25 protein-coding genes are annotated in these 25,442 nt (G+C 42.1%); 17 read left to right on the top strand and 8 right to left on the bottom strand.

The genetic code is table 11. From position 1 onward, the window contains the following. Positions 1-15: 15 nt before the first annotated feature. The gene (locus tag ACY8DT_RS01620) at positions 16-243 is read left to right on the top strand and encodes a hypothetical protein (RefSeq protein WP_462421202.1); all 228 of its coding nucleotides are present in this window, start codon (positions 16-18) and stop codon (positions 241-243) included. Positions 244-288: 45 nt separating this feature from the next. Here ACY8DT_RS01620 and ACY8DT_RS01615 read toward each other — a convergent pair whose 3' ends face one another. Beyond that, on the bottom strand, positions 289-1,335 hold the full coding sequence (locus ACY8DT_RS01615; protein ID WP_462421201.1) for an NAD(P)/FAD-dependent oxidoreductase: 1,047 nt from the start codon (positions 1,333-1,335) through the stop codon (positions 289-291). 74 nt (positions 1,336-1,409) lie between these two features. On the opposite strand from ACY8DT_RS01615, the gene ACY8DT_RS01610 reads away from it, so the two are divergent. Genes ACY8DT_RS01610 through map form a run of 3 tightly spaced genes read left to right on the top strand, consistent with a single transcriptional unit; the run spans position 1,410 to position 3,895 of the window. Beyond that, complete coding sequence (locus tag ACY8DT_RS01610) at positions 1,410-1,973, top strand: DUF3267 domain-containing protein (RefSeq protein WP_462421200.1); 564 nt, start codon at positions 1,410-1,412, stop codon at positions 1,971-1,973. A 55-nt stretch (positions 1,974-2,028) separates the two neighbouring features. Continuing rightward, positions 2,029-3,096, top strand: a complete 1,068-nt coding sequence (dinB, locus tag ACY8DT_RS01605) for a DNA polymerase IV (RefSeq protein ID WP_462421199.1) — start codon at positions 2,029-2,031, stop codon at positions 3,094-3,096. A 43-nt stretch (positions 3,097-3,139) separates the two neighbouring features. Beyond that, entirely contained in the window at positions 3,140-3,895 is a 756-nt protein-coding gene (map, locus tag ACY8DT_RS01600) for a type I methionyl aminopeptidase (RefSeq protein WP_462421198.1), read from the top strand. A gap of 507 nt (positions 3,896-4,402) precedes the next feature. On the opposite strand, the gene ACY8DT_RS01595 is transcribed toward map, so the two are convergent. Next, positions 4,403-4,882, bottom strand: a complete 480-nt coding sequence (locus tag ACY8DT_RS01595) for a metal-dependent hydrolase (protein WP_462421197.1) — start codon at positions 4,880-4,882, stop codon at positions 4,403-4,405. Between the two features lie 187 nt (positions 4,883-5,069). Here ACY8DT_RS01595 and ACY8DT_RS01590 point away from each other — a divergent pair, with 187 nt between their 5' ends. Next, positions 5,070-5,264 (top strand): YwbE family protein, encoded by a 195-nt coding sequence (locus ACY8DT_RS01590; RefSeq protein ID WP_462421196.1) that lies wholly within the window; start codon positions 5,070-5,072, stop codon positions 5,262-5,264. A gap of 107 nt (positions 5,265-5,371) precedes the next feature. Here the strand turns inward: ACY8DT_RS01590 and ggt are convergent, their stop codons facing one another. From ggt to ACY8DT_RS01570, 4 genes are all read right to left on the bottom strand, one after another. Next, positions 5,372-7,084, bottom strand: a complete 1,713-nt coding sequence (ggt, locus tag ACY8DT_RS01585; protein ID WP_462421195.1) for a gamma-glutamyltransferase — start codon at positions 7,082-7,084, stop codon at positions 5,372-5,374. Positions 7,085-7,357: 273 nt separating this feature from the next. Continuing rightward, positions 7,358-7,924, bottom strand: coding sequence for a beta-class carbonic anhydrase (locus ACY8DT_RS01580; protein WP_462421194.1), 567 nt, complete (start codon positions 7,922-7,924; stop codon positions 7,358-7,360). A gap of 1 nt (position 7,925) precedes the next feature. After that, positions 7,926-8,954 (bottom strand): YihY/virulence factor BrkB family protein, encoded by a 1,029-nt coding sequence (locus ACY8DT_RS01575; protein ID WP_462421193.1) that lies wholly within the window; start codon positions 8,952-8,954, stop codon positions 7,926-7,928. 58 nt (positions 8,955-9,012) lie between these two features. Beyond that, the gene (locus ACY8DT_RS01570) at positions 9,013-9,333 is read right to left on the bottom strand and encodes a BAR domain-containing protein (RefSeq protein ID WP_462421192.1); all 321 of its coding nucleotides are present in this window, start codon (positions 9,331-9,333) and stop codon (positions 9,013-9,015) included. A gap of 160 nt (positions 9,334-9,493) precedes the next feature. On the opposite strand from ACY8DT_RS01570, the gene ACY8DT_RS01565 reads away from it, so the two are divergent. The 7 genes from ACY8DT_RS01565 to ACY8DT_RS01535 all read left to right on the top strand — a co-directional run bounded on the left by ACY8DT_RS01565 (position 9,494) and on the right by ACY8DT_RS01535 (position 14,610). Then, positions 9,494-9,691 (top strand): DUF1128 family protein, encoded by a 198-nt coding sequence (locus ACY8DT_RS01565; RefSeq protein WP_462421191.1) that lies wholly within the window; start codon positions 9,494-9,496, stop codon positions 9,689-9,691. Positions 9,692-9,715: 24 nt separating this feature from the next. Next, entirely contained in the window at positions 9,716-10,936 is a 1,221-nt protein-coding gene (locus ACY8DT_RS01560; RefSeq protein WP_462421190.1) for an aminopeptidase, read from the top strand. Positions 10,937-11,024: 88 nt separating this feature from the next. Then, entirely contained in the window at positions 11,025-11,180 is a 156-nt protein-coding gene (locus tag ACY8DT_RS01555) for a hypothetical protein (protein ID WP_462421189.1), read from the top strand. A 77-nt stretch (positions 11,181-11,257) separates the two neighbouring features. Continuing rightward, positions 11,258-12,061 (top strand): regulatory protein RecX, encoded by an 804-nt coding sequence (locus ACY8DT_RS01550; protein ID WP_462421188.1) that lies wholly within the window; start codon positions 11,258-11,260, stop codon positions 12,059-12,061. Continuing rightward, positions 12,030-12,350 carry a YfhH family protein gene (locus ACY8DT_RS01545; protein WP_462421187.1) on the top strand — a complete coding sequence of 107 codons (321 nt, stop codon included), beginning with the start codon at positions 12,030-12,032 and terminating at the stop codon, positions 12,348-12,350. The genes ACY8DT_RS01550 and ACY8DT_RS01545 overlap by 32 nt, the downstream gene beginning before the upstream one ends. A gap of 3 nt (positions 12,351-12,353) precedes the next feature. Further along, positions 12,354-13,844 carry a hypothetical protein gene (locus tag ACY8DT_RS01540; protein WP_462421186.1) on the top strand — a complete coding sequence of 497 codons (1,491 nt, stop codon included), beginning with the start codon at positions 12,354-12,356 and terminating at the stop codon, positions 13,842-13,844. Positions 13,845-13,854: 10 nt separating this feature from the next. After that, the gene (locus ACY8DT_RS01535; protein ID WP_462421185.1) at positions 13,855-14,610 is read left to right on the top strand and encodes a hypothetical protein; all 756 of its coding nucleotides are present in this window, start codon (positions 13,855-13,857) and stop codon (positions 14,608-14,610) included. Between the two features lie 214 nt (positions 14,611-14,824). Here ACY8DT_RS01535 and ACY8DT_RS01530 read toward each other — a convergent pair whose 3' ends face one another. After that, positions 14,825-15,802, bottom strand: coding sequence for a metal-dependent hydrolase (locus tag ACY8DT_RS01530; protein WP_462421184.1), 978 nt, complete (start codon positions 15,800-15,802; stop codon positions 14,825-14,827). A gap of 61 nt (positions 15,803-15,863) precedes the next feature. On the opposite strand from ACY8DT_RS01530, the gene mutY reads away from it, so the two are divergent. Genes mutY through ACY8DT_RS01510 form a run of 4 tightly spaced genes read left to right on the top strand, consistent with a single transcriptional unit; the run spans position 15,864 to position 19,929 of the window. Next, positions 15,864-16,901 (top strand): A/G-specific adenine glycosylase, encoded by a 1,038-nt coding sequence (mutY, locus tag ACY8DT_RS01525; protein ID WP_462421183.1) that lies wholly within the window; start codon positions 15,864-15,866, stop codon positions 16,899-16,901. A 56-nt stretch (positions 16,902-16,957) separates the two neighbouring features. Continuing rightward, positions 16,958-17,503, top strand: a complete 546-nt coding sequence (gene ntdP, locus ACY8DT_RS01520) for a nucleoside tri-diphosphate phosphatase (protein WP_462421182.1) — start codon at positions 16,958-16,960, stop codon at positions 17,501-17,503. Between the two features lie 54 nt (positions 17,504-17,557). Next, positions 17,558-19,294: an ABC transporter ATP-binding protein gene (locus ACY8DT_RS01515; protein WP_462421181.1), complete on the top strand. Its 1,737-nt coding sequence runs from the start codon at positions 17,558-17,560 to the stop codon at positions 19,292-19,294. 11 nt (positions 19,295-19,305) lie between these two features. Then, on the top strand, positions 19,306-19,929 hold the full coding sequence (locus ACY8DT_RS01510; RefSeq protein ID WP_462421180.1) for a DNA-3-methyladenine glycosylase: 624 nt from the start codon (positions 19,306-19,308) through the stop codon (positions 19,927-19,929). A 40-nt stretch (positions 19,930-19,969) separates the two neighbouring features. Here ACY8DT_RS01510 and ACY8DT_RS01505 read toward each other — a convergent pair whose 3' ends face one another. Continuing rightward, entirely contained in the window at positions 19,970-20,851 is an 882-nt protein-coding gene (locus ACY8DT_RS01505; RefSeq protein WP_462421179.1) for a LysR family transcriptional regulator, read from the bottom strand. A 119-nt stretch (positions 20,852-20,970) separates the two neighbouring features. On the opposite strand from ACY8DT_RS01505, the gene gltB reads away from it, so the two are divergent. Beyond that, positions 20,971-25,440, top strand: a complete 4,470-nt coding sequence (gene gltB, locus ACY8DT_RS01500) for a glutamate synthase large subunit (RefSeq protein ID WP_462421178.1) — start codon at positions 20,971-20,973, stop codon at positions 25,438-25,440. Positions 25,441-25,442 lie beyond the last annotated feature (2 nt).

Below are 25,442 nucleotides of genomic sequence, written 5' to 3'. Positions count from 1 at the left end.
TTAAGGGGGAATCATATGCTAAGGTTGTTATGTATTGCGATACCGGTAGCAATTTTAGTATTCCATTTAATATTTGATGATACGTTGTTGTGGTTGATTTCATTATTATTTGGATTGCTGGGTTTTTTATTCAGTTTCATCAATCTGAAATTCAGAGTAAACCCATTAGCATGGGGGCTGCTCGCACTGAATCTGGGAATGTTCATCTTTACAGTAGTATATACCGTACTGCACTTTTCATAAGTGCGCACAAAGGGGTCAGGGCTTGTAGAGCCCTTTTTTTGTGCTTCAATTTTCCGGTTCGATATAACTGTAGTCGTTCAGATCGAGTCCGGTCGCTTCACCGCTTAAAAATTCTGCGACTTCATGTCCGATGAGCGGTCCTGCTGTGAGACCGGTCGCACCGGCACCGTTGATGACGAATGTATTATCATCCACATGGCCGATAAATGGAAGAAAATCTCTTGTATACGGCTTGAATCCGACCATCATCCTGATGTCTGTAAGCTCGGAATCAGGGAAATACCGTTCGGCAAGTCCTCTTAAATACTGATAATTTTCCTCGGAAGGCGTGACATCATATGAGTCGGTTTTTTGGTGCGTTGTGCCGACCGCAAATTCATTATCCCCCATTTCAACGATATAGATGGGGCCGAGTGCCATCACTACAGGTGTTTTCACGACTTCGGATTCCTCGACTTTAAAATGAAGAACTTCTGAACGCTGGTGTGTAATTGCCGGATCGTAACCTTGTTCCGAGCCCCAGGCGCCTGTTGCATATATTGTCATGCCGTTGGTCTTTTCCGGCGCAGTTTCTTCCAGCCATGTGCCGCCGGCCTTGATGAATGCAGTCTTCAGTGCTTTTCTCAGAAGGGCACCTTTGACCTGGGCGCCCCCTTCCACATAGACACCGGAATACTTGTCACTCAGATGAGGATGGTAATTTTTAATTTCCTCCCGCGACACCATTTTTACTTCTCCCATTTCCGGTGCGTCTGGTTTTTTCTTACTGATACGGTTGAAGGCGAGTTCCTGTACATCATCATCTTTGAATAAAGAGATCGATCCGCGTCTGATATAGCCGGTTTCCGCCCCCGTTTCATCTTCCAGCTGCTTTATGAAGGCTGGATAATACCTGGCAGCCTGTGTCACCAGACGGTACCATTTCTTATTTCTTCTCTGCGATACCCATGGGTTGATGATTCCGGCTGATGCGCCGGTAGCGTTCCCTCTGTCATTCCGGTCATAGACTGTGACGTCATGGCCTTTCTTGACCAGATGGTAGGCGGTCGATGCACCGATGATGCCGCCGCCGATTACTGTGAATTGTGACATTCTATCCCTCCGAGCGTTAATATATAAAAAAATGTGATAAACTGTTTATTGATCAATGATGGGGAGTTTTATTCATGGAAAAATACGTTTTGAATATATTCAAAGATCAGGAAGCTTTAAAAACTTTAAACAAATGGTCCATTTTAATTACGATGGGCTCTTTTATAGTATTTTACTTATTTGAAGTGTTTTTCACAAATACTTCCGGTTCGGCAATTTTAGGATGGTCATTGACAGAGATCTTATTATCTGTGCTGCTGATCATCGTCATACTATTCTTCATCATTACAGTACATGAAGCGATTCACGGCTTATTTTTTAAAATATTCAAACCGGACGGCAATGTTAAATTCGGTTATAGCAAAGGCATGTTTTATGCGACTTCTCCCGGTGAGTTTTTCGACCGTAAGCAGTTCAGCATCATTATCATCATGCCGTTTATCATCATCACTTCATTTATGCTCATCATGTGGTTTATCTTACCACATGCTTCGATCAAATTCTTCCTGGCCCTTCATACGGGCGCATGTGCAGGTGATTTTTATTATTTATATCTGTTGAATAAACACCCTGATATGAAATATGTCGAAGATACAAATGTGGGCATGACGATGTATGAAAAGCTTCCTGAAAATTAGAACGTTTGTTCGTATCATGATATGATGGACTTAATGATAAGTTATAGGTGATACTATGGAAAGAAGAATCATTCATATAGATATGGACGCTTTTTATGCTCAGATTGAACAGCGGGACCATCCGGAGTACAGAGGCAGACCAGTGATCGTCGGGGGGCGTTCTTTCGGCAGGGGTGTCGTTGCGACAGCGAGTTACGAGGCGCGTAAATACGGTGTGCATTCTGCGATGCCTACAAAAACGGCACACAAGCTTTGCCCTGACGGCATATATGTCAGGCCGCGTTTTGAAGTGTATAAATCAGTATCAGAAGAGATCATGGAAATATTCCTGTCGTATTCTGAAGTCGTTGAACCGCTCAGTCTGGATGAGGCATACTTGGACATTACGCATCTCGTATCAAGGGAACGAACGGCAAAGTCCGTGGCGCTGAATATCCAGAGGGATATTTTTGAAAAAACCAGATTGACGTCTTCAAGCGGTATTTCATATAATAAGTACCTGGCGAAAATCGCCTCCGGCATGAACAAGCCGAAAGGGACTACGGTCATACATTATAACAATGTGATGGATATACTGCTGGCCATGCCGATCGGGAAGTTTCCGGGTGTCGGCGTCGTTACCGAAGAGAAGATGAAGTCTTTGAAAATATTTGATGGTGCCGATCTTTATGGATGGACAGAACTCGATCTGACCCGCGAATTTGGCAAGAGAGGAACGTCTCTCTATAAGAAGGCGCGTGGAATCGGCACAAACGAGCTGAGTGTCGACCGGGTCAGGAAGTCTGTCGGCAAAGAGACGACATTCGACCATGATATCAATGAGGATGAGTACATACTCAAGGTTCTTGAAGACTTAAGTGATAAAGTCAGTGAGAGGATGGAACGCCGCCAGTTTGCAGGCAGGGTCGTCACAGTCAAATTGAAAACACATGACTTTAAAACACATACGAAGCAGATGATGACGACAAACCCGATATTCTCCGGAGAAGAGATATTTCATTATGCATATAATTTATATCACGAAGTGAAATCACCCGAAGAGCCGATACGTCTAATCGGTGTGACAGTATCACACCTGGAAGAAAGAAGTTATCGTAATTTGACGATATATGATTTTTTATAATAGTATGGATTTAATAAATTTTTTAAAAGGAAGACAATGACTTATGATAATTAAAACAGATGAAGAACTAAAAGCATTGGAAGAGATTGGTCAAATTTGCGGGAAAGTTTTAAATGCAGTCGTCGAATATGCGGAAGTCGGTATGACGACAAAAGAGATAGACGAAGAAGCGGGACGTCTGCTTAAAGAATACGGTGCAGAAAGCGCACCAATCAGCGAATACGATTTTCCCGGGTACACATGTATCAGTGTCAATGAAGAGGTTGCGCACGGGATCCCGGGCACGCGTGTTCTGAATGACGGAGATCTCGTCAACATCGATGTAAGTGCCAAGAAAAATGGATACTTTTCTGATACGGGTATTTCATTCGTCATCGGAAAAACAGATGAAGAGCTGAAACAGAAAGTCATCGACGTATGCGCACAAGCATTCGATGCAGCAATGGAAAAAGTCAAAGTCGGCGGCAAAGTCAGCCAGATAGGACGCGCAGTCCATAACGTCGCACGTCAAAACGGACTGACAGTCATCAAAAACCTGACCGGCCACGGCATCGGTGAAACTCTGCATGACTCACCGCAGCACATTATGAACTATTACGAAGCAAGTAAAAAAGACATTTTGAAAGAAGGTATGGTCATCGCTGTCGAGCCGTTTATCTCTTCAAAAGCGAGCTTTGTTACAGAAGGCAAAAACGACTGGGCTTTCGAGACGAAAGACGGCAGCTACGTTGCCCAGAAAGAACATACCATCGTCGTCACTAAAGACGGCCCGAAATTCCTGACGAAAATAGAAGACTGATTAAAATAAAAAATCCGGCTGCATTGCGCAGTCGGATTTTTGTATGGACGGGGTGGAGAGGTGATGAACCTGCTCACATAGAGAGTTTTACGATGCTATCTATGTGAGCGGGGATTCCTGATTGACGTTTAGTTAGCCACTGATTTCTCGCCATTTAAACGTTTGAAGTCCTCTGGCGTTTAGTTAGCCTCAAATTTCATACCATCTAAACGTTTGCAGTCCTCCGGCGTTTAGTTAGCCACTGATTTCTCGCCATCTAAACGTTTGACGTCCTCCGGCGTTTAGTTAGCCACTGATTTCATGCCATCTAAACGTTTGAAGTCCTCCGGCGTTTAGTTAGCCTCTGATTTCATGCCATCTAAACGTTTGACGTCCTCCGGCGTTTAGTTAGCCACTGATTTCTCGCCATCTAAACGTTTGAAGCCCTCCGGCGTTTAGTAGCCACTAATTGCTTGCCATCTAAACGGCAACATCCAAAAAGAAGAGCCCCGACAGAGCGGGGCTTTATTATAAATAAAAATATAATGCATGATATCCGTAATAAAAAGATATCAGTGCCAGCAGGCTGAAGATAAGGCCTTCAATCATGCTGCCTGTTTTTGTGGTCATTGGAAACCTGACTCTGAAATCGATCGGGAAGAAAAGCTGGATGCCGCTTCTCGTACCCATATCCAATATGTAATGACTGACCATGCCGACGATTAGTCCGGCGGTTATGGTTTCATATGGTAAAAATGTGTTCATTAAAAATGTGATGAGCACTATGAACAGCAGGCTGTGCGTAAATGACCGATGGCCAAATATTAAATTGATGATTTTTGACAGTACGGGCAACTGTCTGCCAATCTTGCTGCCGCCGTGACAAATGTCCGGTATCAAAGCACCGACAATTCCTGCGCAGGTAACAACCACCGGATCTGTACCTGAAAAATGAGCGTAAGCAAGACTTGCTGCGATACCGCCGATTATATGTGTTTTTCCTGTCATGCTTTCTCCCTCCCTGACTTAATTATGATACCATTAATGTCTGAATGATTTCACGTTTTTTATAATCATTTTGCATATAAATTAGGGTTATTAAAGATTAAGGATTAAGGGACACGTTGAAATAGAGTTGTTGTAGTAGACTCCTGTAAAAGGTAAAATTAATGATATATGTTTGGAGGAGAATAAAATGCCAGGAACAAGAAGAGAAAATATCAGCCCGGGTAAAACTGTCAGAGTCGTACAGAAACAAGACCAAAAATCTGGAAAACTGACTGAAGGGATCGTCGCTGGAATTTTGACAAATTCACCGACTCACCATCATGGAATCAAAGTGAAACTTGAAGATGGCACAGTTGGCAGAGTGAAAGAAATTTTAGACTGAATCAAAAATGATGCGGGAGTGTGTACCCTTATTGTTTAAAAGTACGGCTCTATGCATTAAAAATCTCCATCCCTCATTTAAAGGGATGGAGATTTTATGTTTGCCGGTCATTTTAATCCTTCGGCATCGCCTGGTCTTGGAAAATCAGCGCCGCCGTATAGACGCCGGTCATTGGCATGGTCTATCAATATTGCCTGAACATCACCGATTCTTGTGTCGGCTGTTTCTTCTCTGAACGATTGGTCAAACTGATAGCCGTGGTCTGAAAGTTCTTTAAGCACCGAATCGCCCAGGCCGTCTTCCCATTGTTTACTGAGGTCAGGCATGACATACACACGCGGGTCTTTAATTGCATCATCAATCGGCATATTGTAGTCAATGACGTTGACAATCGTCTGCACTACAGAGGCGATAATCGTCGCTGCGCCCGGTGAACCGAGCGTGAAAAATGGTTTGCCTTCATGAAAAAGGATGGTCGGGCTTTTCGAGCTTTTCGGGTATTTGTTGCCGTTTGGTTCGTTCATACTGCCAGGTTCGGTTGAAAAATCAGTCAGGTGGTTATTTAAAAGGAAACCGTGGCCGGGCACCATGATGCCTGAACCATAAATTCTTTCAATTGAAGTAGTACAGGCTGCAACGTTCCCCCACTGATCGACTGCCGTAAAGTGGGTGGTCTCCATCCCTTCTTTTTCTGAAGAGGAGAGCTGTTCACGGTCGCTGTGACCGCTTTTTTGATACTGCCATGGATTTCCGGCAGTTTTTTTCTCAGCATCTCTTTCAACGGAAATCTGCTGCATGCGTTCCTTGATGTAATCATCATGAAGCAGACCGTCCAGTGGTGCCGGACTGAACCTGGTGTCCTCGATATACTTATTGTCATCAGCCAGTGCAAGCTGCAACGTCTGTGCCATCAAGTGATATTTTTCTGAAGAATGCGGTTCATACTTTGAAATATCCAACTGTTCCAAAATTTTCAGCTGCAGTGCAACACCGATACCCCCGGCACTGGGCGGTACAGGCAGGGCGATATCGAATCCTTTGTAACTTGACCATAAGGGGTTTTCGATTCTGACATCATAATTTACCAAATCCTGATGGTTCATGATGCCGCCGTGTTCTTTGACAGTCTCTATGATTGCATCCGCAATTTCACCTTTATAAACATCGTCAAATCCGTTGTCTCTGATGGTCTTAAGAGTATTTGCCAGTTCGGTCTGTCTGATCGTATCGCCTTCTTTCAGTTTGACGCCGTCCGGTACAAATTTTTCTCTCGCTTCTTTTCCGAGACGGTGTTCGAACAGTTCAAGTGTACGTTCCCATAGTGAGTGGACTCTCACTTCAGATTCAGCCAGCCTTATTGCCGGATCTATCAAAGTTTCGATTGGTAGCGTCGCATAGTTTTCATGAACATATTTAAGACCTTTCATGATACTTGGTATGCCCACTGCTGTCCCGTGAGTGGAACGTTCATCAAAAGGGATTTCATTGCCGTTTTCGTCAATGAAGCAGTCGGGTCTGAGTGCAGCCGGCGCTGTAGGGTGCGCATTAACTACCTTTGTATTATTATTTTTATAATCATGGCATAAAATAAAACCGCCTGAACCCACGCCGGTATTCATTCCTTCTACAACGGCGAGAGCAAGCTGGACTGCAATAATTGCATCAAATGCGTTACCGCCGAGCTTCAGCATTTCATTGCCGGCATCGGTTGCTTCTTCGACGGCGCTTGCGACCATGCCGTAATAACCGGTATCGCCTTTAAGTTCTGCGTCAGGTTCAATATATTTCTGAGCTTCAAATATTTTATCTATATTAGTCATTTATTACACTCTCCTGTCTGAACAAATAAATGTGATAGTATATTATAGCCGATTTTTGATGATTTAAACTGCTCCGGAGTGAATACTATGAATCTGCCATTTTTCCGAATCATCTCAAAACCTTGATATCACAAGTGTCATCAGAGAAGCGGGGAGCATAACGATGATGCAACCGTCACTGAATCGTCATTCGGGGCGGGACCGCCACACGATCAATTTCAAAATAAAACCGGCACTCCAGAAAAAGGGAAGCACCGGCATCATTCATGAAATTTATTCTTTTTTATATCCGTCTACAACGAGATCGACTTTTCCGTTATCCGGATTGATGACGAGACCGTGTACGGGCACTTTGTTATCGAACAGTGGGTGTTCGTATACTTTTCTGACGCTGTCTTTGACGCTTTCTTCGACGCTGTCGAAGCCCTGCAGCCAGTTTTTGATATTGATTCGTGAATGTTCCAGAACGTTGAATGTGTTTTCGGAAATGCCGCGCTTTTTCATTTCCTCAATCATCGGCTCGGGCTTTAATGCGCCAAACCCGCAGTCATGGTGTCCCATTATAACGACTTCCTCGACACCCAGCATATACACCGCAACTAAAATGCTGCGCACTGTACTTCCGTATGGGTGTGAAATGACGCCGCCGGCATTTTGTATATGCTTGATATCCCCATTTTTCAAACCGAGTGATTTGAATGACATCTCAGTCAGTCTTGTATCCATACATGACACAAGCACCATTTTCTTATTCGGTGATTTTGTCAAAACATAATTTTTGTATTCTTCATCTGCCACGAAACTTTTGTTATTATCAAGCAAGTCGTATAATAATGTCATTTTAAACTGTTCCCTTCACATGCTCTTTTTCCGCATTATTTTCTTTTAAAACACTGTTTTTATGAATGATGGCGTTGATCTGCGCACCAAGGATGATAATGACACCAGTGATATATAACCAGAATATCAGAATGATGACACCGGCGATACTGCCGTAAGTCGCCGAGTAGTTACCGAAACCTGATACGTACACACTGAAGCCCCATGAGGCGACAAGGAATGCGATTGTAGTGAAGATGGTCCCGGGTACTACAGATTTCAATTTCACTTTTATATTCGGAGCAGTCAAGTACATGATCAGGAACACTATGAATACGAGAAGTACAGGTAGAATACTTCTGACAAGGTTCCAGATAGTAGAGAACTGATCGTCAAGGCCGATGACCCCGAACATCAGATTTCCAATCTGTCCGCCGAATACTATGAGTACGAATGTAAGTAATACTGATAAAGTCAAGATGATTGTAAAGAATATAGAAAGACCTTTTGATATGAAAAAGTTACGGTTGTCTTCTATATCATAAGCGACGTTGAATGCGTTCATCAGAGCCGTCATGCCGTTTGATGCAGACCATAAAGTCGCAATCAGACCTATGGACAAGAGGCCGCCGCCTGATGACGTCATGACGTCATCTATGATTCCCGTCAGCATACCTGAAATTTCCGCCGGTGCGTAATCTTCAATGAACCCGACAATCATTTCCTGGTCAATCTGGAACAAAGGTACCAGTGTCAAAAGGAATATCAGAAGCGGGAATATGGCAAGCAGGAAGTAATATGCCAGCTGTGCCGCCATCCCCGAAGTGTTATCCTTACTGAATTGAAACATCAGCTTCTGGAAAAAGTTAGGGTTGTCCTTCCTTTTTGCCGGCTTGTTGATTTTTGATACGTAAAGCGTCTCATCATCTTTCTTTGACTGTTTCGATTTAAACACCGTATTATCGACAAAAATGTCATCCGGTTTATTTTCTTCTGATTCTTTTTTAATCTGTGATAAATAATTGGAATTGCTGCTATCATTTTTCGACATATAAACACCTCATTGAATAAAAGGACCGACCGCGGTCAGTCCTTTTTAGATTTGTTGCTTATTTCAATTTTTTCTGTTCGCGTTTATTCATAAAAGTGTCTTTTGCATCCATTATTGACTTTTCCAATTCTGGATTTTCCCTTCTGATCTGTTCAACAGTATCTTTCCAGAATAGAACTTCATCTTTCAGCTGTTCAAGCTTGGATGGCTGTCCGGATGTATTTTGGAATTTATTTTTCGCTTCATCAGGATGTTTAGCATAATAGCCGACGTCCTTGCCACTGCTGATTACTGACTCACGAGTGCTTTTATCAATCAAACTTACCAGTGCCCCAATACCGGCGCCAATTAAAATTGCAGGGATTAATTTGTTTTTCATAATGTAAAATCTCCTTTAAGGTATTTATATGTGATATATCCATTTTAAATCATTTATAAACTTATGTACAAAATATATCGGTATTTTTATTTATATTACTCAACTTTAGTATTATTTGATACTATATATTCATGTATGAATTTGAAGGAGGATAAGTGTTTTGGATAAAGAGACTATGTTGAAAGAAATAGAGGAAAAATTGAAAGTGGTTAATAAAGGGATTCTCAAACCTGAAGATTTTGATGACAGCCAGACAGAGGAAATAGAAGATTATCACAAAATTCTGACGTCAAGAGACGATATCAGTGCGATGGAGCAGACAGCAATTCTTGATGAACTGTCCAAATTGAGAAAGTAATTTTTAATAAAAGGGGATTTATACATGTCTAAGTTGGAAAAATATGCCTCACTTCTCGTGGAAGTCGGGCTGAATGTACAAAAGGACCAGCGGGTCAGCATCAACGCTTCAGTGGATGCACTGCCGCTCGTACGTCTGGTGACCGAAAAAGCATATGGAAAAGGAGCCAAAGACGTAAAGGTCAATTTGAAAGATGACAAGCTCACACAGCTCCATGCGAAAAATAAAAGCCTGGAAGAGTTCAGCAGCGTACCCGAGTGGGTCATAGACGAGCGCATGTATTATTCAGATGAGAAAGCGGCGTTTTTAAGCCTGACTTCGTCATCACCGGAATTATTGAAAGATGTCGACCCTGAAAAACTTCAGGCGATGCAAATTTCTGCCGGCAAGGCATTCAAAGAATATTCCAACCGCATCCAGTCTGATTATCACAGCTGGTGCGTGGCAGGGTATCCTTCAGCTGAGTGGGCAAGGCTCGTGTTCCCGGATAAATCTGATGAAGAAGCCGTGGATGCGCTCCTGGACCTCATTTTCTACACGATGCGGATCGACCATGAAGATCCGGTTCAGGCATGGAAGGAACTGGATGAATCACTCCACAAAAAAGTGGATATTTTAAATGACCGTCATTTCCATGCTTTAAGATACGAAGCACCGGGAACGGACTTCACGATGAAACTGCCAGAAAAACATCTTTGGGCGGGTGCATCGAGCGAAGATTCAAATGGTGTAAGATTCATGGCAAACATGCCGACGGAAGAGGTTTTCACGGCGCCTGAGAAGACGGGTGTGAATGGCTGCGTATCAAATACGAAACCTTTAAGCTACGGCGGTAATATCATAGACGGCTTCAAACTGACATTCAAAGACGGGCAGGTCGTGGACTATATTGCAGAGAAGGGCGAAGATGTTTTGAAAAGTCTTCTTAATACTGATGAAGGCGCAAAATACTTAGGTGAAGTAGCCCTTGTGCCGGATGATTCGCCGATCTCGAATACTGAGACTTTGTTTTTCAATACTCTGTTTGATGAAAATGCCTCCTGCCATATTGCACTCGGCAGTGCGTACGGTTTCAGCGTGAATGGAGGAAAAGATATGTCGAGGGAGGAGCTGTCCGAAGCGGGTCTGAATGATTCGATCACCCATGTCGATTTTATGATCGGCGGTCCTGAATTGAACATTTACGGCATCGATTCAGATGGTAAGGAAACACGGATATTTGAAAAAGGTAACTGGGTCATTTAAGTTATATAAAATACTATTCACTATCATCAGCATTTTATGATAAAATATATGTAATATGGATTATGATGACTTTGTTAGGAGGGCTTTCATGAGTTATATGATGATGTTACTTGTATTGATAGCATTCACTGTTGCTATTTTGGGATTCGCAGCTGTTCTTGGTTATTACTTGAACCAGGCGTTCCCTGGAAAATCGTCAGTCGAGGTGGATACACCCGAGGAAGCATTGAATAGAAAAATATAATGTATTTTGATTAGAGTGGAGAGGGGATATGGATCTCCTCTCTTTTTCGATTGTTTTACTTAAAAGAGGCGATGAAGATGAACATGGTCAAAATCGATAAAGTTTCGAGGCGTAAAAATGGTCTATATGAGGTGGATTTTTCTAATGGTGATAAAATGACCGTACATGAGGAATCCATTGTACGTCACCGTCTGATCAGCGATCGTCAGATGACCGAAGATGAATTGAAAGGGATTTTTGAGGCTGTACAGTACGATCATGCCTATGTCAGTGCGTTGAAGTATATAAGCTATAAAATACGTTCTTTAGATGAAATCAGGAAGTATTTGAGTGAAGAATACGAATCCTATGTTGTCAAAGAAGTTGTCGCTCGTCTGATGGAGGAGAATTACGTCAACGATGAACTGTACAGCGAAGCCCTTAAAAATACGATGCTGAACACTTCTGACAAAGGTCCGAAACTGCTGGAGATGGAACTGAAAAAGCACAAGATCGATGAAGGGATCATCATTCGCAAGACTGGTGAATTCAATGATTTGATAGATTCAGAAAGAATGAATAAAATCAAAGATAAAGAGTTTAAGAAGTATAAAGGTTCAAAAAAGCAGTTTGGATTAAAATTGCAGCAGAAACTGATGGCCAAAGGTTATTACAAAGAGCATTTTGATATGATAGATTTAGATGATGACTTTGATGAAACACCGTATTTTGAGAAAGATTTTGAAAAGTCATTCCGAAAATATAAAAATAAGCATACGGGTTTTGATTTAAAGCAAAGATTGACCGGCGCCCTGCTGAGAAAAGGGTACAGTTATGATTTGATTGATAAAAAGATAGGTGAGATGACAGATGAGACCACTGCGTTCGATGACGAGACGTGAGATAGAAGCATATATAGGCGAAAAACGTGAAGCGATGAGAAAAGCTGAAATGATGGGCATTGAAAATGAATATCACGTAAATGAAAGACAAGTGCTGATCGCCGAGAGCTATCTGATAGATTTAAGCCAGATTGAGAAGGGCAAAATATACAAGATTGTCAGTAATGAAGATCATTATTTCAAAGTGGAATATATTAAAGGTGTTTTTGCATGGGGCTTCTTTATCGGCGGCAAAGAAAAAGAAACCGGCATCCCTGTAAGTATGCTTCAGTTAAAGCGGAAAGGATAAATTATGCAAGATATCATTTTGCTGAGAAGCCAGGAACTCTCATATGCGAAAGAGTCCATACACTTGAGAAAACGTATATTGTCCAAAGATGAACATCTGCTCTTAAAAGATGTCTCTTTCACTTTATATAGAGGTGAAGTGCTGGGTGTCCTGAGCGATTATGAGACGCTTTATTATTTAAAGGACATGATTACAGGCACAATCGAGCCGAATACCGGCAAAGTGAAATCGGAAGCTGTAATAGCAAGTCTGGATGTAATGGATCATGTCCAGAATAAGCACCAGGTCCAGATGTTTTTAAGCGAATTGTTTGACGAGTATATGAGCCCTCAGAAAGTTGATGAAAATCTTAAGGTACTGCATGAAAATCCGTTCTTTAAAAGAATCTGGTATAAAAATATCGATTCCCTGACCCGCGCCGAGCTTGCTTCAGTATTGATGGAGGCGTCTACATACATCGAGGCGGATATCTTTATTTTCTGTAATATGAGCAATCATCTATCAGACGGGAACAGAGTGCGTTTCAAGGAGATAGTATCGGCCTTTGAAAAAGAGGACAGAGGCGTGATGCTGTTTGAAACGGATGTCGAAATGATAAAAGGGCTGTCCAATTACCTTCTGTGGTTAAGTTACGGTCAGATCCGCTATGAAGGCGGGGTTCAAAAAGGGATTGCCTACTATAACAAGTATTTGAGAGATAAGAGCCAGATCAAAAATGTGGATGAAGAAGCTCTTTTTGATCTGAAATGGAAGAGAAATATATCGGAGTATGCCCACTATAAGCATAATATGCAAAGGCTGAGCAAAAAACAGACATCGTTGATAGACCAGCTCAGCATAAGGCGTATTATCATATCACTGGTGCTGCTGTTCATTATCATGACGTCTTCTGCTGTGATTTTTATGAATATAAATTTCAACGGTGCAAGCACTACCGCCGAGAACCAGACAGTACCAGTAGAAGAAGAAGAGGGCACTGAAAATTTCGTTTATGGATTGGTTATGAATGAGACACTGGAAATCGAAGGTGAAACATTACCATATTTGAGCATGGTGGACATTATAGAAATCCAGGATCAGAGTTATACGGTTGTCGTTGATGATGCAGAACATCAAGTGGACGAGTCTGAACTTTTATATTTCAATCCGGCGAGTTTATATACAGAAACAGCTTTTGATGAACTGCTGCAGTACGCGGGTGATTCCTTCTCAAACAGCTACCAGTTTTATCTCAGCATGATGAACCGTGAAGCGGACGATGTAATAGAGCGGTTCAACCTGCAGGCTGACGACTATCACGGAGAGGTTCCGGGAGTGCCGATTACATATCATTTCAGAAATGACCGTGTGATATCGATTACTTTCCCGGCAACAGATGTTGACGACCTGCTTGAAGATTACGGGCTGGCTGAAAAACATCAGATATTCAGGGTTGAAGACGGCTATATGATTTTAGATGGAGAAAATGAAAATTGGGTATACATCAACCGTTAAGGAGGTCATTATGAAACAAAAGTTTAATTACTTAATCAGGCACTTTTTTTATCAGGTCGAAGATTTTAAATTTCATAATCTGACACCGCTGTTGATGTACTTCATTTGTGGAATGTTTCTAATGGTCGGCGCGCTTACATTGGCTGACGTTACAGCGATGAGATATTTGTATCTCGTCATTGGACTGATGACGACCATCTGGCTGTTCAGTATGGTGGTATTGAATTGGAACATTGTTTTCGCAAAAGATTCCATTGTGAAGATCAGATATATTTCCATATTCTACAGAATCATGCCGACGATCCTATTCCAGACGTTTATCTTTACATTATTCATGGTGGTGAATTCAGCAATAATCGCACTGGCTGTGGATGATTGGATGATCAATATTTTCACGATGCTGTACTATATTATTTTGGGGCTGGTGCTCATCGTGCCGTTTATTTTATTCTATCTGATGACGGATTCACCGAACTACAGGTTTAATGTCATCGTGTTCGTCGTACTTGTTCTGGTTGTCCCGGTAGTCTACCTGCCGGAACAGCTGCCGATTGCATTGAACAACCTGCTCAGCCTGAACCCGTTCTATTATGTCGTGAACGGATTACAGGCCAATTCGATCAACATCGCATGGAGCGTCAACCGCCTGCCGCATGATGTCCTGTTCTTTGCCCAGATGGCACTTTTGTATCTATGGATATTCAAATTGTACGATAAGATGAAATTCACATTTTATGATTTCAATAAAAAGCGCCAGATGACGTGATGATGGAAAGCACTGTACACGGATAGTCAATCGGTTAGGCATGATTCTGTCAGAAAAAGAACGAAAAATCGGATGGCATAGAAGTGATGCGGATTTCCATCTCGCCCCGACACCTAAAAATTTTAGTGGCAGCTGAAACTTCAAAAAACAATTATAAATAAAAAACGACAGGCGGGCACATGCCCGCCTGTCGTTTGATTTTTAGAAATTCAGATCAATTGTCCAGCAGTTTACGCTGAAGTTTATCTTCTGTAAACACCCATCCTGTATAGCTGTGCATGACTTCATAAGTTTCCTTATCCAGATGCATGAGGCAGACGAATGGATAATGCCCCTCTTTCAAGTATCTCAGATCAATATACCGCAGTTCAAACGTTTCTCTATCAAGTGATGTCAGTTCATAGCGGTAGATGGATGAAAAGAAGGTAAAAGCCTTGAAATTTTTATCATGTTTGATCGACATGAAAATTTCGTTGGGCAGATATTCTTCTCTGTTGAAACGGTCATAGAAGATGATGTTACCTTGAAAGCTTCTGCCGACATAATAAGCATTTTCAGTCACGGCTATGATGCGCCACTGGCTGAAATGGAGAGTAGGCATGACGAATGTGCGTTTGATATTTTCATTCGGCAGCTGACTGGCCACTTTCCTGATGAGGAAACGTTGCATAAAATATCTGGTAATATAATATAGTATAAGGAAACCATACATTATAAAAAATAATACTACGGGTGAGAATCCTATGAACCACAGTACAAAATAAAGTCCATGTACAATCAGAATCGGAATATCCACAGTATTTATCGTACCCAGCTGTATCCAGGTGTTATCGAGTGGCCGGAGTGCCTGGGTGCCGTAGGAATTGAATATATCCACAAACACATGCAGAAACACTGCGAGCTGGACCCAGAAATATGTGGGTCCAAATGGCAGACCGAAGGCAAAGTGTGCAATAAGAGTCAGCAGCACAGGCCATATTAGAAATGTGAACGGCAGTGAATGTGTAATGCCGCGGTGGTGGGTGATATATACAGCATTATTTTTCATTTTCATCACTGTGTCTATATCAGGCACTAAAGATGCGCCGACTGCTGTCGCGATGAATCCTGCTGAAATAGCATCGATATTCGGATCAATGGTGGCAAGACCGACCAAAGTCCCGCCCATCAAAGTATGTGTAAGTGTATCCATGGTTTGTGCCCCCACTCAGTGTAATATGGTATAAAAAATTTATTTAAAAAGGAAAGTCAGTATGTTACAGCCTTCAACATTTAATAATAGCCTACTTGAATGGTACCACTCAAATAAAAGAGATCTTCCCTGGAGAAGAACGGATGACCCATATAAAATCTGGTTGAGCGAAGTGATGCTGCAACAAACTCAAGTCATTACTGTTATTCCCTATTTTACAAAATTTATAACAAAATATCCCACTTTAAAGGATTTGGCGGATGCGGATGAACAGGCTCTGCTGAAGGATTGGGAAGGTCTGGGATATTATAACAGAATTCGTAACTTCCACAGTGCAATCAAAGAGGTGAAAGAAAAATATAATGCCGAGGTCCCGGATGATCCACAGGATTTCTTTGAATTGAAAGGTGTCGGACCTTATATCGGGGGAGCGGTTCAGAGCATTGCCTTCAACCATCTGCTTGCTGCTGTTGACGGCAATGTCCTTCGTGTAATGTCACGACTGAATGAAGACGGCCGGGATATGACAAAAGCCAGTGTCCAGAAGTCGGTGAAACATGACATTGAAACAATCATTCCACTGGAAGCAGGAGACTTCAACCAGGCTTTGATGGAACTCGGCGCGACAATCTGTACACCGAGAACGCCTAAATGCATCATGTGTCCGGTCCAGGAACATTGTGAAGCATTCAAAAGCAGCACAGTGAAAAACTATCCGATCAGGAAAAAGCAGACGAAGAAAAAAGAAGAGTTTTATAATGTATATTTCATCGTCAACGATGAGCAGGAGATATTCATCTATAAACAAGAAGGCAATCTGCTTAAGGGCATGTATGAACTGCCGAAATACGATGTGGACACGAACCTTGAAAATATAGAAGAAGAGCTGGACGTAAAGCTTGATGACAAACGTATCTATATAGGCAGTGACAAACATGTCTTCACTCATAAAATATGGTATATGGAAAGTTATTTACTCCATACGAATTCAAAAAATGAATATTTTATCCCTGTGAATGAAGTTCATGAGCTGCCGATGAGTATGGCAATGAAAAAGATTTTCAGGAAATTTACAGCAGATGAATTCCACGAACTGTAAAGTGAATGCCCGTATGTTATAATATAAAAGTATTAACTCTCGAGGTGGTGTGGAATATGGGTGTAGAATCCATACCAAAAGAAGGAACCAAGGTAAAGGTTCAAAGCTATAAACACGATGGTTCGATGCATCGTGTCTGGTCTGAAACGACGATTTTAAAAGGCACAGACCATGTAATCATCGGTGGCAATAACCGTACTCTGGTAACAGAAAGTGATGGAAGAACCTGGGTGACCAGGGAGCCGGCCATTGTGTATTTTCATACAGACTATTGGTTCAATGTAATCTGCATGTTCAGGGAAGACGGTGTTTATTATTATTGTAATCTATCTTCGCCGTATGCTTATGATGGGGAAGCGATAAAATATATAGATTATGACCTGGATATAAAAGTGTATCCTGACGGTAAATACCATCTGTTGGATGAAGATGAATACCAGTTACATAAAAGCCGTATGAATTATTCTAATGATATCGATGTAATTCTCAGAAGGAATGTCGATATTCTTCAGCAATGGATTGAACAGAAAAAAGGGCCGTTTGCACCTGATTTCATAAAAGTCTGGCAGCATCGCTTCCACAGTGACTTTAAGTCGTACTAAACCAATCAACGCGTTTGTTGATTGGTTTTTCGAATGTATAAGGAGGATTGTCATTTGATAAGAAGGTATTTAAAATTTGTCAGACCATATATGTGGCTGATATTTCTAACGATTATCATCGGGATACTTAAATTCGGTATTCCACTGCTGACGCCGCTTCTGATCAGATACACAATTGATGATATCATCATGCCGGAGGGGCTGGCGGCGGACGAGAGAATGACCATGCTCGTTCAGATTCTGCTTGTATTCGCATTCATCTTTGTCGTAATCAGACCGCCGGTGGAGTATTTCAGGCAGTATCTCGCTCAATGGACGAGTAACAAAATATTGTATGATATCCGTAAAAAGTTATACGGGCACCTGCAGATGCTGAGTGCCAAGTATTACTCGGATAATAAGGTCGGAGAAATCATTTCACGAGTCATCAATGACGTAGAACAGACGAAAGATTTCATCATGACCGGACTGATGAATATCTGGCTGGATCTCGCCACGATAATAATCGCTCTCACAATCATGTTCAGTCTGCACGGACAGCTGACCGGTGTTGCGATGATTATATTTCCTTTCTATATTTTCGGGGTATGGTATTTCTTCGGACGTCTGCGTAAAGTGACGCGTAACCGGTCGCAGGCACTTGCAGAAGTTCAAGGGTATCTGCACGAAAGAATACAGGGCATCAATGTCATTAAAAGTTTCGCAGTCGAGAAGACTGAAGCGGGACGTTTCAATAAGAGAAATGGTAATTTCCTAAATAAAGCGACGACCCATGCGAAATGGACGGCACGGAGTTTCATGGTTGTAAATACAATTACAGATATCGGACCGCTGCTCGTCATCGGTTTCGGTGCATACCAGGTCATACAGGGCAACTTGACTGTCGGTACACTTGCAGCATTCATCGCTTATCTGGATTTATTATACGGTCCGTTACGCCGTCTGGTGTCATCATCAACAGCATTGACTCAGAGTATTGCTTCAATGGACCGTGTGTTCCAGCTGTTTGATGAAAAGTATGACGTCACAGACAAAACAAGTGCAAAAGAGCTTGAAACGACCGACGGCAATCTGGAATTTAAAAATGTCGGCTTCAAATATAATGAAGATGGCCGGCAGGTCATCAACAATCTGGACCTTGAAATCAACAGTGGTGAAACTGTCGCCTTTGTAGGAATGAGCGGCGGCGGCAAATCCACGCTGGTCAACCTGATTCCGAGATTTTATGATGTGACGGAAGGTAAAATCACCCTGGATGGCACAAATATTAAAGATCTGACGACTGCTTCGCTTAGAAACAAGATTGGTATTGTGATGCAGGAGAATATCCTTTTCTCCGAAACGGTCAGAGAAAACATTTTACTTGCGCGGCCAGATGCGACGGATGAAGAAGTGGTGGATGCAGCGAAACACGCGAATGCCCATGATTTCATCATGATGCTTGAAGATGGCTATGATACCGAAGTCGGCGAACGGGGCGTCAAATTATCCGGCGGTCAGAAACAGCGTATTGCAATCGCGCGTGTATTCCTGAAAAACCCGCCGATTCTAATCTTGGATGAAGCGACAAGTGCACTTGACCTGGAAAGTGAAAGCATCATACAGGATACACTGCTTGAACTTTCAGCGGAGCGTACAACAGTAATCGTCGCCCACAGACTGTCTACAGTGACACATGCTGATAAAATTCATGTCATCAGTGACGGTGAGGTGGTTGAGTCAGGATCTCATGAAGAGCTGATGCAAAAAAGAGGGCAGTACTTCGAACTTTACAGTATTCAAAATTTATAAGGTGATCATTTATGACAGAAAAATTTCAATCTGATGTGGATATAGAATTTATGAAGCATGACACTTTAAGTGCGGCAAAAAAGCTTCTGGGACTGGAAATCATAACGAATATCGACAGTCACATAACCAGCGGCTTCATCACTGAAGTCGAAGCATATTTAGGTGTTGAAGACAGGGCAGCTCATACTTTCGGCGGCAGAAAGAATAAGAAGAACGAAATGATGTACAAACCGTACGGCAATATATATGTCTACAGCATGCATGGCCACAACTGTATGAACTTTTTAACAACTGACGGTGAACCGGAGGGGGTTCTGATCCGGGGCATCGAGCCGAATAAAGGTGTTGATGTCATGAAAGAAAGACGCGGACGTGACAATAATTTGACAGACGGGCCTGGTAAACTGACGAAATCACTCGGCATTACAAGAAATGAGCATAACGGCATGAAGTTGAACAATGATACATTGATCGTCAGGCAGGGCAGGACACCCCGCAATATTTTAGCGACGCCGAGAATCGGCATTGATAATAAAGAAGAAGCCGTCGATTATTTATACCGCTTCATCGTCGAAGGCAATCCCCACGTCAGCAGGTTTAAAGGCAAAACAGGGCCTGATAATGGCTGGGAATAACTTAAAGAGCACAAAATCCATGAGGATTTTGTGCTCTTTTTTATATCATCATGCGATTTTTCAACGTACTGAATTCATTTTTCAGCTGATTGTACCATTCATGCACAAAAGATTTTTCATTATTCTTCAGCATATTTACATACAGCGGCTGTTTGATATTCAGATGCTCCAGACTGTGTACGATAAAATTAGGATAGTTATATTTTAATATTTTAGTCTCCTCATAACTGAGTATGCCTACATAATTATGGTGCATCAGCAAATACTGTATGATAGCTGCATCATTAATATTTAAAACAGAAGATTTTTTAAACTGGTTTCCAATATCCATCACCGCATCTTGTGTCACTAAAGACAAGTCTTCGAATTCATTTAAAGAGGCCTTGATCGGCAGATTGATTTTAGAGCTTTCCCGAAATATATAATAGTAGTTCTGATCAAATAATAATGTGCTGTTGATTTTTTCATTGAAGTATTTATTCGTTGAAACTGCAATGTCGAGGGTGTGGTCCAGAAGTTTCTGTTCTATTGTGCTCTCTTTGCTCTTATGAATATTAAAATCAATTTCAGGGTTCTTCACCAAAAGGTTTTGGAAAGTATGAAGCACTTTTGTCGTCATGTCTGACTTTGTAATGTGAATATTTAAAGTCTGTGAATCTGCTTTCTTACTCTCTGAAATCTTTTCTTTCGTCCTATCGACTACTTCTAATATTTTCACTGCATCTTCATAGAATATTTTACCTTCTTCAGTAAGCATTATATTTCTGCCCTGTCTTTTAAACAATTCAATTCCCAAGTCGTTTTCCAGTAAACCTATTTGTCTTGACAAGGCGGATTGGGCTACGTTCAAAAGAAGAGAAGCCTCTGTCATATGCTGCAATCGTGCAGTCTCTGTAAAATATATCAACTGTTTTATTTCCATAAAACCACAACCAATCTCGTTTTGATATTAATATTATATCATTGATATATTGCTTGTATAGGATTGAATATGGATAATATTAAATTGTAGAAATATTCAGATGAAAGAGGTGGCTCGAAATGGTTTTATATCAAAAGGTCAAGAAGCATGGACTTTACGACAGCAAAAATGAACATGATGCATGCGGCATAGGGTTTTATGCAAATATGGATAATTTAAGATCGCATGATATTGTGCTTGAATCTTTGGAAATGTTGATCAGGCTGGATCACCGCGGGGGTATCGGTGCTGACGGTATGACGGGTGACGGCGCTGGAATCATGACTGAAATCCCTCATGATCTGCTAAAAGAGGAATATACTGAGCTGCCTGAGTTCAGCCGTTACTCTGTAGGCATGTACATGCTGGATTCCGAGTCATCACTTGACGATTTTAAAACGATTGTTAAAGACACCATTAATATAGAAGGTGAAAAGCTGATTGCATTCAGAGCAGTGCCGGTTGATGAAACGGCTATAGCAGATCACGTCAAACGGACGAGGCCGAATTTTATCCAGGTCATTACGTCGTGTCACGATTCTCTGGATCTTTATTATTTGAGAAAAATGATTGAACAGAATTTAAATGAAAAAATGGTAAGGCATTACGTTTCTTCATTCTCCAATGAAACAATTGTTTATAAAGGCTGGTTGAGGGCGGAACAGATTAAAAGTTTCTATGTGGATTTGAGGAATCCTGAATATGTTTCGAAGTTTGGCATGGTCCATTCCAGATTCAGTACAAATACCTTTCCCAGCTGGGCGCGTGCACATCCAAACAGATTGCTGATGCATAACGGGGAAATCAATACGATTAAAGGTAATGCATATTGGATGCGCGCACGCACCAATCAATGGCTGAAGGATGTTTATGGTAAAAGGGGAGAAAAAGTTGCGGATATCATTGATGGTGAAGGCAGCGACTCGGCCATGGTCGATAATGTATTGGAATTTATGAGCCTTGTCATGCCGCCGGAAGAAGCTGCAATGATTCTGATACCTGAACCTTGGAAGTATCAGGACTATGAAAATCATGCTGTCAAAGACTTTTATGAGTTTTGCAGTTACTTAATGGAGCCGTGGGACGGGCCGACGATGATCAGTTTTTGTGATAACCATAAGATTGGTGCACTGACTGACAGGAACGGCTTAAGACCCGGCAGATACTATGTCACTGGCAAAAATGAAATCATCTACTCATCAGAAGTCGGGGTGGTCGATGTTGATGAGCAGGATGTGCTTTATAAAGGACAGCTGAGTCCGGGAAAGTTGCTTTTAGTCGACTTTGAGGCATCGAGAATCATTGAAAATGATGAATTGAAAGATGCCATAGCATCGAAAAGACCATATGGCGAGTGGATGGACAAAGCACGCAAACAATCAATTGAAACAGCAGAATTCAAAAGGGATAAGTTGGAAAAGACACAGCTTCAATCGATTTTAGTCCGATTCGGTTATACAAAAGAGGATATTGAAAAATATATGACTCCGCTGTCGAAAGAGGTGAAAGATCCGATCGGGGCGATGGGTTTTGATGTGCCACTCGCATTTTTATCTGATCGGAAGAAGCTGTTATTCGATTATTTCAAACAGCACTTTGCACAGGTGACCAACCCGCCGCTCGATTCGTACAGAGAAAAAATTGTAACGAGTGAAATCGCATATTTAGGCGGCGAAGGACACTTGATGAAACCGGGCAAGGAGGCGCTGGACAGAGTGCAGCTGCAGGAACCTGTCATCGACAACAGTGTGTATGACAGGTCGGATGTTAAAGCTCTAGGTGTTAAAAAGATTGATATCACATATAACGGGCCGCTTGAAAAAGCGCTTGATAACCTACTTGAAGAAGCGGTTCTGGTAGCAGACAAATATGGCGTCATTGTACTGACGGATGAGGCGGTGCTTGAAGATGACGGCGTATATGTCATGCCTTCACTGCTCGTTACAAGTGCGGTGCATCAGGCATTGATAAAAGCGGATAAGAGGATTTCAACAAGCATTATCACCAAGTCGGCAGAAGTTCGTGAAGTTCATCATATAGCAACTTTAATCGGTTTCGGTGCAAACGCTGTAGAACCTTATATCGCACAGGAAACACTGATTCAATCATCAGACGGAAATACCGGGATAGTTAAAAAATATAACCAGGGGCTGACTGCCGGACTCATTAAAGTCATGGCTAAAATGGGGATATCAACAGTGCAGAGCTACCACGGTGCGCAAATCTTTGAAGCGGTCGGGTTATCAAAAAAATTAATGGCAAAATATTTTGGCGGAGCAGCATCGAAAATAGGCGGCTTATCCATAGAGGATATTGATTTGAACAATAAAGAGCAACAGGATGAACAGCTGGAACATTTGGAATCAGGCAGCAAGTTCCAGTGGAGGCAGCAGGGTGAACACCACATTGTCAACCCGACTTCGATCATGATGTTAAGGGAAGCATGCATGACAAATGACAAAGAGAAATATAATGAGTATAAAAATTATATGAATGATAACCATCATTCCAGCATCAGACATTTATTGAAATTTAAAGACAGAAAATCGATACCGCTTGAAATGGTGGAGCCCGCAGAGAAAATAGTCAAAAGATTTAAAACAGGAGCGATGAGCTACGGTTCTTTATCCGAAGAAGCACACCAGACACTTGCAGAAGCAATGAATAGATTAGGAGGTAAGAGTAACAGCGGTGAAGGCGGGGAGAATCCCGAACGCTTCACTTTGAATGTGGATGGAAGTAATTACAACAGTGCAATCAAGCAGGTTGCATCCGGTCGTTTCGGTGTAAACAGTGAATACTTGAATAGTGCTGAAGAGATACAGATTAAAGTGGCCCAGGGTGCCAAACCCGGAGAAGGTGGTCAGCTGCCGGGCGAGAAAGTATATCCATGGATAGCTGAAACCAGAAATTCAACGCCGGGTGTGGGACTCATTTCACCCCCTCCGCATCATGATATATACAGTATCGAAGATTTGGCGCAGCTGATACATGATTTAAAAAATGCGAATAAAAAAGCGGATATATCTGTGAAACTGGTAGCCAAAGACGGTGTGGGCACTATTGCTGCAGGTGTGGCTAAAGCGTATGCGGATAAAATAGTCATCAGTGGTTTTGACGGCGGAACAGGTGCATCGCCTGTCACGAGTATTCAGCATACCGGCCTACCCTGGGAGCTGGGTCTGACTGAAGCGCATCAGACATTGGTATTGAACGGACTCCGCTCAAGAGTGACGTTGGAAACGGATGGTAAACTGATGACCGGCCGTGATGTGGCCATGGCCGCTGCGCTCGGTGCAGAAGAGTATGGATTCGCAACAGCACCGCTGATCGTATTGGGATGTATCATGATGAGAGTCTGTCATAAAGATACATGTCCTGTAGGTATAGCAACCCAAAATGGAGATTTAAGGAAATTATTCAACGGTAAGGCCGATCATGTGGTCAATTTCATGAATTTCATTGCAGAAGATATAAGGGAGATCCTAAGTGAACTTGGCTTAAAATCGATGGATGAACTGGTAGGCGCCGTTGATCATCTTGAGATAGACAAGGAAAGAGTGAGTCAGCACCGCATGAGTGAGCTTGATCTGCAGCCGATACTTACAATGGTTGAAGGCGACAGGATTAAAAGTGAAAAGCAGAAACATCCGTTTGAACATTCCCTTGACGAAGTGATGGTCATACCGGATTTCACCGATGAATTAAAAGAGGGTAAAAGTAAAGAAACGACATATCATGTGACGAACAGACATAGAAATATAGGTACAAGGCTGGGCGGTTTGATTACTGAAAGATACGGCATTAATCAGTTGGAGCATGATCATTATAAACTGAATACGGTTGGTCACGGAGGGCAGAGTTATGGGGCGTACATTCCACAGGGACTGACTCTGCACCATACCGGCGACTTGAATGACTACGTCGGTAAAGGGTTATCAGGCGGCCGCATCATAGTGGAAGCTCCAAACATCAACCGCAGCCATGAAATTATTGCAGGGAATGTCTGTCTGTACGGCGCTACTGCAGGGCAGGTATTTGTCAACGGAGTAGCCGGAGAGCGTTTTGGTGTCAGAAACAGCGGTGCAGAAGTCGTTGTCGAAGGTGTCGGGGACCACGGGCTTGAATATATGACGGGCGGACGTGTGGTCATTCTCGGTAAAATCGGCAAAAACTTTGCTGCAGGCATGAGCGGCGGCATTGCATATATCATTAATGATCATTCATTGATGGAAAATAAAGTGAACATGAATACTGAAGCAATTGAATTGGAGTCTGTGGAAGATTCTGAAGAGATTGAGAAAGTAAAAAATTTATTATACGCACAAAAATTCTTTACCAACAGCCAAAAAGCTGAATCGGCCATTGAGCGACTTGAGGAGGGTACACTTGATATCATCAAAGTGATACCGACTGAATTTAAAGTGATGCAACAAAAAATTCAATACGGCATCCGCTCTGAAAAATCGAAACAGGATGCAGAACTGAATGCATTTTACGGGACGCAGGTTATAAATGAAGCCGAGCTTGAGGGTATGAATATTTATTAAGA

It is taken from the genome of Salinicoccus sp. Marseille-QA3875, from assembly GCF_054950095.1.
This window is presented reverse-complemented; position numbering and strand designations above follow the sequence as displayed.

What these genes read in the sequence shown, in the direction of transcription:
- ACY8DT_RS01620 (WP_462421202.1), top strand. Translation starts at nt 16, where the DNA reads ATGCTAAGGTTGTTATGTATTGCGATACCGGTAGCAATTTTAGTATTC.
- ACY8DT_RS01615 (WP_462421201.1), bottom strand. Translation starts at nt 1,335, where the DNA reads ATGTCACAATTCACAGTAATCGGCGGCGGCATCATCGGTGCATCGACC.
- ACY8DT_RS01610 (WP_462421200.1), top strand. Translation starts at nt 1,410, where the DNA reads ATGGAAAAATACGTTTTGAATATATTCAAAGATCAGGAAGCTTTAAAA.
- dinB (WP_462421199.1), top strand. Translation starts at nt 2,029, where the DNA reads ATGGAAAGAAGAATCATTCATATAGATATGGACGCTTTTTATGCTCAG.
- map (WP_462421198.1), top strand. Translation starts at nt 3,140, where the DNA reads ATGATAATTAAAACAGATGAAGAACTAAAAGCATTGGAAGAGATTGGT.
- ACY8DT_RS01595 (WP_462421197.1), bottom strand. Translation starts at nt 4,882, where the DNA reads ATGACAGGAAAAACACATATAATCGGCGGTATCGCAGCAAGTCTTGCT.
- ACY8DT_RS01590 (WP_462421196.1), top strand. Translation starts at nt 5,070, where the DNA reads ATGCCAGGAACAAGAAGAGAAAATATCAGCCCGGGTAAAACTGTCAGA.
- ggt (WP_462421195.1), bottom strand. Translation starts at nt 7,084, where the DNA reads ATGACTAATATAGATAAAATATTTGAAGCTCAGAAATATATTGAACCT.
- ACY8DT_RS01580 (WP_462421194.1), bottom strand. Translation starts at nt 7,924, where the DNA reads ATGACATTATTATACGACTTGCTTGATAATAACAAAAGTTTCGTGGCA.
- ACY8DT_RS01575 (WP_462421193.1), bottom strand. Translation starts at nt 8,954, where the DNA reads ATGTCGAAAAATGATAGCAGCAATTCCAATTATTTATCACAGATTAAA.
- ACY8DT_RS01570 (WP_462421192.1), bottom strand. Translation starts at nt 9,333, where the DNA reads ATGAAAAACAAATTAATCCCTGCAATTTTAATTGGCGCCGGTATTGGG.
- ACY8DT_RS01560 (WP_462421190.1), top strand. Translation starts at nt 9,716, where the DNA reads ATGTCTAAGTTGGAAAAATATGCCTCACTTCTCGTGGAAGTCGGGCTG.
- ACY8DT_RS01555 (WP_462421189.1), top strand. Translation starts at nt 11,025, where the DNA reads ATGAGTTATATGATGATGTTACTTGTATTGATAGCATTCACTGTTGCT.
- ACY8DT_RS01550 (WP_462421188.1), top strand. Translation starts at nt 11,258, where the DNA reads ATGAACATGGTCAAAATCGATAAAGTTTCGAGGCGTAAAAATGGTCTA.
- ACY8DT_RS01545 (WP_462421187.1), top strand. Translation starts at nt 12,030, where the DNA reads ATGAGACCACTGCGTTCGATGACGAGACGTGAGATAGAAGCATATATA.
- ACY8DT_RS01540 (WP_462421186.1), top strand. Translation starts at nt 12,354, where the DNA reads ATGCAAGATATCATTTTGCTGAGAAGCCAGGAACTCTCATATGCGAAA.
- ACY8DT_RS01535 (WP_462421185.1), top strand. Translation starts at nt 13,855, where the DNA reads ATGAAACAAAAGTTTAATTACTTAATCAGGCACTTTTTTTATCAGGTC.
- ACY8DT_RS01530 (WP_462421184.1), bottom strand. Translation starts at nt 15,802, where the DNA reads ATGGATACACTTACACATACTTTGATGGGCGGGACTTTGGTCGGTCTT.
- mutY (WP_462421183.1), top strand. Translation starts at nt 15,864, where the DNA reads ATGTTACAGCCTTCAACATTTAATAATAGCCTACTTGAATGGTACCAC.
- ntdP (WP_462421182.1), top strand. Translation starts at nt 16,958, where the DNA reads ATGGGTGTAGAATCCATACCAAAAGAAGGAACCAAGGTAAAGGTTCAA.
- ACY8DT_RS01510 (WP_462421180.1), top strand. Translation starts at nt 19,306, where the DNA reads ATGACAGAAAAATTTCAATCTGATGTGGATATAGAATTTATGAAGCAT.
- ACY8DT_RS01505 (WP_462421179.1), bottom strand. Translation starts at nt 20,851, where the DNA reads ATGGAAATAAAACAGTTGATATATTTTACAGAGACTGCACGATTGCAG.
- gltB (WP_462421178.1), top strand. Translation starts at nt 20,971, where the DNA reads ATGGTTTTATATCAAAAGGTCAAGAAGCATGGACTTTACGACAGCAAA.